Below are 8,604 nucleotides of genomic sequence, written 5' to 3' on the forward strand. Positions count from 1 at the left end.
GCCGCGCGGCGGGGCCCGGGCGCCGCGCCTCGCCCGGCGTCTCGCCCGGCGTCTCGGCCGCCAGCTGGGCGAGCAGCTCCCGGTCCGCGGGCGTCGCGGGCGTCTGGAGCCAGACGGTGGACTCCGGGTCGTCACCCGGTCGCAGCACCGACAGCATCAGCGAGATGTCACCGAGCGGCGTGGCCGCGCTGACCGTGCGGCCCGTGAACACGCGCACGGACCGGCACTGCCACCAGGCACGCAGCTCGGGGCGCGCCTGTTCGAGCAGCTCCAGCACGGCACGGCCGCGCTGGTCGTCGGGATGATGACCGAGCTGGGCGCGGAACTGGGCGAGCAAGTCCTTGGCCACGTCCTCGGACCCGCCCATCCCGTCCCGGGTCCGGGGCTGCGCCACCAGCATCCACAGCAGGTTGCGCTGGGGCTCGGGCACGTCGGCGGGATCCCCCCACAGGACGGTGTAGGCGTCGTTCCAGGCGGTGACGTCGAAGCGCCGGTCGAGTAGCAACGCCGGACAGTTCGGCCAGTTGTCCAGCACCGAACGCAGCACCTTGACGAGGGTGTGGTGGCGGTCCGCCGGCGGCGTGTGCAGGCCGGCGAGCGCCAGGGCGTGGCGACGACCGTCGTCGTCGAGCCGCAGGGCCCGAGCGACGGCCTCGAGGACCTGCCGGGACGCGGCGACCCGGCCTTGTTCCAGCCAGGTGTACCAGGCGAGGCCGAGGCCGGAGAGGGCGGCGACCTCCTCCCGGCGCAGCCCCGGGGTGCGGCGGCGAGGTGTGGCGGGCAACCCGACGTCCTCGGGTCGCAGGCGCTCACGGTGGGCACGAAGAAAGAATCCAAGCTCACGCTGGCGGGCGTCGTCGCTCATCGGTTCCAGTCGGATCGGGCGGCCTTGTCGACACCGCCGATCCGGCACATCCGGCACATCCGGCACATCCGGCACATCCGGCGGGCGGGACAGCATCGACGCAGGGACACGCGGTCAGCAGGACTGCTACTATCCTCAGTCGCCAACAACGCCTAACAGCAGTCACCCATGTGATGGCTGAAATCCAGCCACCGCCGCCGGATCAGCGCAGGCCGAAACGGCCGAGCGGACCGTCCAACGCAAGAAGACACAGTCCCATGGTGGCATCGCCCGGCGGCCATGTCCGGCGCTTACCCGGAGAGATCGTGTCACTTACATGATCAAACAACGTCGGCACAAATTTCGATACCCGAAGCAACCTATCGATAACCGCAAGTAATAGACCTGTGATGATCGACTGGAATCCGGACCATCGAAAACACCGACTCGCGGAACGTGTTCATCCCTCCATGGCGCCCGCGGCCACCCCGATCATTCGATTACCCGGTCCGGCGCTCGGTCCAGCGCCGATCCGCGGCCGGATCCGCGCCCACGGCCCGTCCAGCCCGCATGCGGACCGTCCAGCAGTCCGTGCCGATAGGCGTAGAGGCCGGCGCGCAGCCGGTCCGGCTGGCCGATCTTGCGCATCGCACCGGTGAGGTACCGCTTGACCGTTGCCTCGGCCAGGGCGAGCTCGCAAGCGATCTCCGCGTTCGACAGGCCGCGGGCGAGCTGGCCGAGCACCGCGCGTTCCCGGGAGGTCAGCCCGAGGGCCTGCGGTGGCAGTTCGGCCTGGACCGGCGGCCCCGGCACCCCCGTCGACGGCGGCGCGGGCAGGAAGACCACGCCGCCGAGCGCGGCGATGGTGACCGCGTGGGCGAGGTCGGCAGGCGGAGTGTCCGGCAGCACCGCCCCCGACGCCCCGGTGGTGAGGATCTGGGTCAGTTCGGCGCAGGTGGCCAGCGGCCGCAACAGCAGAACGCGCGTGATGGGGATCCGGTCGGCCTCCGCGCGCAGCCGGCGCACCGCCGCGAGGTCGGTCGCGAGGTCCCCCGCGAGCCCGAGCAGCAGCACCCGGGGACGCGAGCGGCGGATCTGCGGCAGCGCGGCATCCAGCCGGTGGCTGCGGCCGACGACGTCGAGCCGGCAGATCGTCGAGAGCAGCAGGTGCAGCCCAACCCCGGTCACCGGATGGGCGTGCAGCAGGAACACCGACACACCGCCGTCGATCTCTGTGGGCGTGAGATCCTTGGCGTACGCGGGACACTCGGGCTGCGCGGACGCCTCGGCGCGAACGGGAACCCCGGGACAGGCCGGAACCCTGACCCGCGGCGGACCCCCGGAGTACCCGGAGTACCCGGAGACCTCGGCGCGGACGGGAGGGGGCGGGGCGGCTCCGATCGTCATGACTCCGGGTCCTTACCACGAGGAGCGAACGCGGGACGGCGGTATCACCCCGCCGTCCCGCGTGCAGGGGGCTGACCCGACCGTAGGCACCTTCGGATAGCTCAACCAGGTAGGCAGTGGTATCGCTAACACCCTCCGCGCACGCCGTCCCCGGGCCCCTCCGTCCGGCCCGACAGCCCCGGTCGTCAGGCCTCAGAGCGGACGGGTGATCAGCTCCCGGATCTGGTCGGTGACAGGTCCCAGGTCGTCCCGGCGGAGCAGGTTGATCCGGTTGCGGGTGATGTCCCCGCGGTGGACGAACTCGTAGAGATCCTGACGCTGCCCGAAGCTGTCCGCCGTGAGCTCCCAGGCCAGCCGGAACAGCCGCGACTTCTCCTCGACCGGGAGGTTCGCGCCCCGCATGTACCGGTCGAGGTAGGGCCGCAGGTCAGCGGCGGCGAGGTCACGCTCGCTGGGCTGCATGAGGACACCCGACGAGCCGATCCGCCGCACGATCTCCACTGCCCGGCCGGCGACCTGCGCCGACCACACGCGGCTCGCGTCGGTGTTACCCGGCGCGAGCAGGCCGCCGTCCGTCGTCTCGACCCGGGCCTCCCCCGCGTCGAGGAAGTACCCGACGAGGTCAACGTAGCTCGCCAACTCCCCGAGGTCCTCCTGGACGTGACGCAGCCCCGAGGCTCCGATCGCGTCAGCGAGCAGCGTGCCGACGGCGAGCAGGGTCCGCAGCCGTTCCTGGTAGCGGATGTGGCCGGCGGCCGCGCTCCAGGCGTTGATCCGCCCGAGTCCGACCCGGGCGAGGTTGCCGTCGCGCAGCAGGAACACCCGGTCCCACGGAACCAGCACGTCGTCGAAGAACAGCATGGCGTCCTGCTCGTCGAACCGGGACGCGAGCGTGTGGGCGTGCCCGTACGGCCGGGCCCCCAGCGGCTCCCGACAGAGAATCTTCACACCTGGGGTGGCCAGCGGCAGGCCGAACCAGATCACGAACTGCTCGGCCTCGCGCTGCGCGAAGCTCGCCGAGAGGTACACGAGCACCTCGTGGGCCAGTGGGGCCAGCGTCGTGAGCTGCTTGGCGCCCCGGACGACGACGCCGTCGTCCCGCTCGGCGATGATGCGCAGCGCGAGATCGGGATCGTCCACGGGGCTGGTGGTCCGGTCGATCTGCGGGTCACCCAGAGCGTGGCCGAGGACCAGGTCATTGGCCGCACAGTGCCGGTAGAAGGCCACCGCGTTGGCACCGAAGCCGGCTTGGTTGCGCTCCAGATGGTCCCGGAAGTCGAGCAGGCCCACCGCCACGTTCGCCATGAACGACGGCGACCGGCCGTGCTGACCCCAGGACTCGCGCATCCACACGGCCGTGCTGCGCCGCCGGGCCCGCAGATCGTCCAGCGTGCGCGGCAGCTGGTAGGACCAGCCGACGCGGGTCCCCGCCTCGGGTTCGTGGACGGTGAGCACGTCGCGCAGATCCGGCTCGTGCTGCAGGTCGAACAGCCGGGCCAGCTCGTCGACGGCGCCCCGGAAGGCCGGATGCGCCGCCACGTTCGCGACCTTCTCCCCGTCGAGCCACACCTCGCGGCCGTCGTTGAGGCTCGCCCGGTACCGCTCCCCGGTCATCAGCCCCTGCGCGGCAGGCGGCGGGATTCCCAGCGGCGGGTCGACCGGGGGCTCGGCCGTCGCACCGGCAGGGTGGTCACCGGCGGGTCGGCCGGGATCGTCGACGGCGCCGGGACGACCGCTGTCGGTCACGAGGGTCATGGCCTGATCTCCGCTCTGTGGACAATATCGGTGGCGTCGGTGGCGTCGGTGGCGTCGGTGGCGTCGGTGGCGTCGGTGGCGTCGGTGGCGTCGGTGGCGTCGGTGGCATCAGTGGCATCAGTGGCGGTCCAGACGCAGCCACGGTCGACCTGCCCCGGTCCGGCGACCGACCCGGCCACGACGGCCGGCTGGCCGGCCGGAGCGGGCACGGCCACGCCGGCTGACGGGACCGAGGGGTCGTCATGCAGCAGGCGGAAGGCCGGTTCGTATCCCTTGGCCCGGATGTTCGCCGAGAGGGCAGTGGTGCAGAACGAACAGGGGGAAGCCAGGGTGAGGGGCACGCCCCGGGCGCGGGCCTGCTCGCGGTAGTCCCAGATGCCACAGTGCGAGATGATCAGGGCCGCCCGCGTGGGCTCGTCGGTGTCGACCGCGTAACGGGAGGAGTAGAGATCCGCCTGGCGCGCGAGCCGGTGGACGACGTCGGCGGGCCGGCCGGTCGGCTCGGGCTCCACCTTGCCGAAGACCGAGGCGTTGGCCCTCGCCCAGTCGACGAGCTCCGCCTCGCCCCAGCGCGACACGATGAACCGTTCGATCAGTGCCTGCGCGCGGAAGAACACCCGCTGCCAGGCCGTCGGATCACGATCGTCAGGCGTCGGGAAGTCGGCGAAGATCTCGGCCTGGGTATGCAGCCAGTCGAGTAGACGCAGATCGGCGTGGTGTTCCAGCAGGAACGTCGTCATCCCCGACTCCGCCTCGAGCAGGCGCTGCTGCCACAAGGCTACGCGGTCGTCTCCGGTCATGTCGACGGCCGGAGCAGGGGGAAACGACCCGGACGCCGTCGCTCGCGGGGATGCGCCGGGCGGCTCGAGGTGGGCGTGGGGACGGGTGCCGAGGACCGCCATCGGCACCGGCGCGGCCGAGGACAGGGACATGGGTACGGCCATCGGAGTGGCAACGGCACGGGGCATGTGTGGGAGCCTCCACGGATCTCCTGTCCCTGGCGGCCCCGGCTAAGCGGGCCACCGCGACGACCGTTCCGGAGACCGGACGGCCAGGATGAATCACGACGGAAACAACGCTAAGTGCGCGGATGATGTGGAAATACCGACCTTCGGTGCATCTTCGTGCCACTTCCGGCGTCCGTCGCCTCACACGTTGTCGCCGTATGCATCGGCGCCGCACGGTTCGTCCGCCGCCGGCAACTTCGCGGCGAAGGTGCGGGCGGAATGCCGGGTGCGGTACTTGCGGTTCCGGCGAGGGCGCAGCGGATACGCTCGGTGCCTGAGTTCTCCATCGACTTACCCGGGGGGTGGCTGCGGCAGCGGTCGCCTTCCCACCCACGTGATCAGTATCCGGGACGCGTGTAGCTATCAGGACGCGAGCGCCCCTCCGATTCCCCTGACCCCTCAAGGCACCAGTCCCCCCGGAGGTTCCTGATGGCGATGACCGATGATGCCGAGATGCCGTTGCTGCGCCGGCTGGTCGGGCAGGCGCTGCGTCGGCGTCGCCTCGCTCAGGGCCGCACCCTGCGGGACGTGGCGGACGCGGCGCGGGTGTCGATGCCCTACCTCTCGGAGATCGAACGCGGCCTGAAGGAGGCGTCTTCGGAGATCCTCGCCGCGGTCTGCCGGGCGCTGCACATCCGGCTGTCCGATCTGCTGGACGAGGTGCGTCTGGAGCTCGCCCGGCTCGAACCCGAGGTCACCCCCGTAGCATCGCCCGGGTCGCTGTCCGCCGTCCACGGGCAGGCGACACTACCGATCACGGCCCGCGTCCTCTCCGCTGACCTGCACGCCGCCAGCGGCACCACGGCCACCGTCGGCATCACAGGCTCGGCTGGCATCGAAACAACCGGTATCGGCGCAACGGTCGGCGCGGCATTGCCCTTCGGCGTGTCGCCGAACCTGGGACTCTCGCCGAGCTTCCGGGCCGCCGTCCCTACCGGCCGGGTGGTGGTGCCCGGCCCGCGGCGAGCCGCCGTCGCTCCCGGGCCGCGGGGATCGGGGAGATCGGGGGGGCCGGGCAGATGGTCCCGGCCCGCAGCCGCCTTCCGGCCGCGGCATGTTCGGCCGGAAGGCGGCCGCCGGCACGCTCGTCGACAGGTCGGCCTGTGGCCAGTCGACGTGTGGCCGGCCAGCCGGCCGGAGCGGCCGACCGCCGGACCGCCGGATCGCGCCCGGTCAGGCGCTGCGTGCCGATAGAAGCCGGGCGGCCTTACGGCTCATGATGACCTCGTCGATGAGGCCGTACTCCTCGGCCTCATCGGCACTGAAGATCTTGTCGCGTTCAGTGTCGCGACGGACCTCCGCCTCGGTGCGACCGGTGTGGCGGGCAAGCATCGTCTCCTGCAGCGCCCGTACGCGCAGGATCTCCCGCGCCTGGATCTCGATGTCGCTCGACTGGCCCTCGCCCTGCGCCGACGGCTGGTGGATGAGGATCCGGCTGTTGGCCAGCGCGAACCGCTTCCCCGGCGTGCCCGCCGCCAGCAGCACCGCCGCCGCCGACGCCACCTGCCCCATGCAGATCGTCGAGATGTCCGGCCGCACGAACTGCATCGTGTCGTAAATCGCCGTCAACGACGTGAACGACCCACCCGGCGAGTTGATGTAGATCGAGATATCCCGGTCGGGATCCTCGGACTCCAGGAACAGCAACTGCGCCATCACGTCGTTCGCCGACACATCATCGATCTGCACACCGAGGAAGACGATCCGCTCCTTGAGCAGCTTCGAGTACGGATCCATCGAGTACTCACCGCGGGAGGTCCGTTCCACGATGTTCGGCAGGACGTGACGGGCCCTCGGTGCACCGCCGCCCAGCATGATCCCGCTCGCGGCGGGAGGCCGCCCGGTCATCGCCCGCTCCCGCCGCCGGGGCCGAAACCGGTGCGGCCCGCCCGCCGCAGACCGATGCCCGCTCCACTGACCACACTGGGTACCTGATCCACCCGGGCGACCACGTGATCGACGAGACCATACTCCTTGGCCTCCTCGGCCGTGAACCACCGGTCCCGGTCGGAGTCGGTCTCGATCTGCTCGACGGTCTGCCCGGTGTGGAAGGCAATTCGCTCCTGCAGCGTGCGCTTGGTGTACAGCATCTGCTCGGCCTGGATAGAGATGTCAGCAGCGGTGCCGCCGATGCCGCCGTGCGGCTGGTGCATCATGATCCGGGCATGGGGCAGCGCGTATCGCTTGCCCGCCGTGCCGGCGCAGAGCAGGAACTGCCCCATCGAACCGGCGAGACCCAGCGCGACCGTCGCCACGTCGTTTCCGACGTACTGCATCGTGTCATAAATCGCCATGCCGGCGGACACCGAGCCACCCGGCGAATTGATGTAGAGGTAGATGTCGGCCGCGGGATCCTCGGCGGCGAGCAGCAGCAGCTTGGCGCTGATCGCGTTGGCCACCGCGTCCTCGACCACGGAACCAAGGAACACGATCCGGTTCTCGAGGAGCCGGCTGAACACCTGGTCGTCCGCGGAGCCGAGCCCGGGTGCAGCGGCCTGCGCGGTAGCCCGGTGCGGACCCCCCGGCCCGGCCTGCGTGAGGCGCGGAAAAGATTCGATCATGGTACGTCCTCCCGCCGGCCGTCGGGAATGGGTGCGAGCACGATGGGCCGGCGTCACCAGCGTTGCCGGGAAATCCGCGCCCATGGCGCTGATCTGCTGGCGGCAGATCTGCTCACGGCAGACGCGACGTCCCGTGGAACGACTCCAGCGACCTTCCCCAAGGGGATACCGGACGACGACGCCTGCCCGGCCAGTCCCGGATCCCGTGGCGCCCCCGCCGGATCGTCCGGTCCACCCGGGCGGCACCCGCCGACCCTCGACCCGTGTCGAGCCGACCGCCGGAGGGTGTCCCTGCCTGGGAAGGCCGCAGTTTGGTGACGAACCCCAGCCCCGGACCGTCACCGATCTCCAGCAGCGCGGCTCGACCACCACGGGACATGAGGCACCACGGGACATGAGGTCACGCCACCGCGGCCAGGCCGGTGGGGGGCGCTGTGCCTCGTGATGCCGGCCCGGATGGCCCGGGTGGGCCGGGTAGAGCGGGCCGGGTCAGTTCTCCTCGGGCCCGAAGGGATCATCGAGAAAATCGAGGAACGAGCTGTCCAGGCGACCGGGACCAAGATCGCATTGATCAACGACGTCCCGGCGATCCGGGCTTTCCCGCAGCGACCGGGCGGTATCGTCCCGCAGGCCAATCATGAAGTCCTCGGCGAGGCGCACCTGTTCCTGCAGGGATGCGAGCTTCTCCTCGGCCAGGGTAACCCAGGTTCTCAGCCGTTCCCGCAGTTCCCTGCGATGATCTGGGGCAAGATCGGGCTGGCCGATCCGCTCACGCAATGTGATGAGAGACCGCATCTCCTCGAGCGTGAACCCCAGCGGTTTCATCTTCTTAATGAGGAAAAAACGGTCGAGTGCGTCGTCGTCGTACAGCGGGAAACCACCCGCTGTGTGGCCTACCGGCGCGAGCAGGCCAGCATCCTCGTAGAAGTGGGCGGTACGCAGGGACAAGGTCACCAGGGTGGCAACGTCACCGATCCGGTAGCGGCCGTCACAGGCATCGGCGGAAGATCCGGCGCTGCTGGTTATGGGG

Annotated in this window: 8 protein-coding genes; 1 reads left to right on the forward strand and 7 read right to left on the reverse strand. The window is 70.5% G+C overall.

All coding sequences use genetic code 11. The annotated features are described in order from the left end of the window. The 4 genes from AC08OQ_RS14230 to AC08OQ_RS14245 all read right to left on the reverse strand — a co-directional run. A partial coding sequence (locus tag AC08OQ_RS14230; RefSeq protein ID WP_476612107.1) for a helix-turn-helix transcriptional regulator occupies positions 1-865 on the reverse strand: 865 nt, incomplete at its 3' end. Between the two features lie 471 nt (positions 866-1,336). Continuing rightward, on the reverse strand, positions 1,337-2,251 hold the full coding sequence (locus tag AC08OQ_RS14235) for a response regulator transcription factor (RefSeq protein WP_476601421.1): 915 nt from the start codon (positions 2,249-2,251) through the stop codon (positions 1,337-1,339). Between the two features lie 192 nt (positions 2,252-2,443). Next, the gene (locus AC08OQ_RS14240; RefSeq protein ID WP_476605471.1) at positions 2,444-3,820 is read right to left on the reverse strand and encodes a 4-hydroxyphenylacetate 3-hydroxylase family protein; all 1,377 of its coding nucleotides are present in this window, start codon (positions 3,818-3,820) and stop codon (positions 2,444-2,446) included. A 182-nt stretch (positions 3,821-4,002) separates the two neighbouring features. Further along, positions 4,003-4,974, reverse strand: a complete 972-nt coding sequence (locus tag AC08OQ_RS14245) for a hypothetical protein (RefSeq protein ID WP_476612108.1) — start codon at positions 4,972-4,974, stop codon at positions 4,003-4,005. A gap of 474 nt (positions 4,975-5,448) precedes the next feature. On the opposite strand from AC08OQ_RS14245, the gene AC08OQ_RS14250 reads away from it, so the two are divergent. Then, on the forward strand, positions 5,449-6,207 hold the full coding sequence (locus AC08OQ_RS14250) for a helix-turn-helix domain-containing protein (RefSeq protein WP_476605469.1): 759 nt from the start codon (positions 5,449-5,451) through the stop codon (positions 6,205-6,207). Here AC08OQ_RS14250 and AC08OQ_RS14255 read toward each other — a convergent pair. The 3 genes from AC08OQ_RS14255 to AC08OQ_RS14265 all read right to left on the reverse strand — a co-directional run bounded on the left by AC08OQ_RS14255 (position 6,187) and on the right by AC08OQ_RS14265 (position 8,600). After that, positions 6,187-6,861 carry an ATP-dependent Clp protease proteolytic subunit gene (locus AC08OQ_RS14255; RefSeq protein WP_476601940.1) on the reverse strand — a complete coding sequence of 225 codons (675 nt, stop codon included), beginning with the start codon at positions 6,859-6,861 and terminating at the stop codon, positions 6,187-6,189. The genes AC08OQ_RS14250 and AC08OQ_RS14255 overlap by 21 nt on opposite strands. After that, entirely contained in the window at positions 6,858-7,574 is a 717-nt protein-coding gene (locus AC08OQ_RS14260) for an ATP-dependent Clp protease proteolytic subunit (protein WP_462203099.1), read from the reverse strand. The genes AC08OQ_RS14255 and AC08OQ_RS14260 overlap by 4 nt, the downstream gene beginning before the upstream one ends. Positions 7,575-8,063: 489 nt before the next feature. After that, entirely contained in the window at positions 8,064-8,600 is a 537-nt protein-coding gene (locus tag AC08OQ_RS14265) for a MerR family transcriptional regulator (RefSeq protein ID WP_476601941.1), read from the reverse strand. Between the last annotated feature and the right edge of the window lie 4 nt (positions 8,601-8,604).

The organism is Frankia sp. CcCS3 (assembly GCF_977927575.1).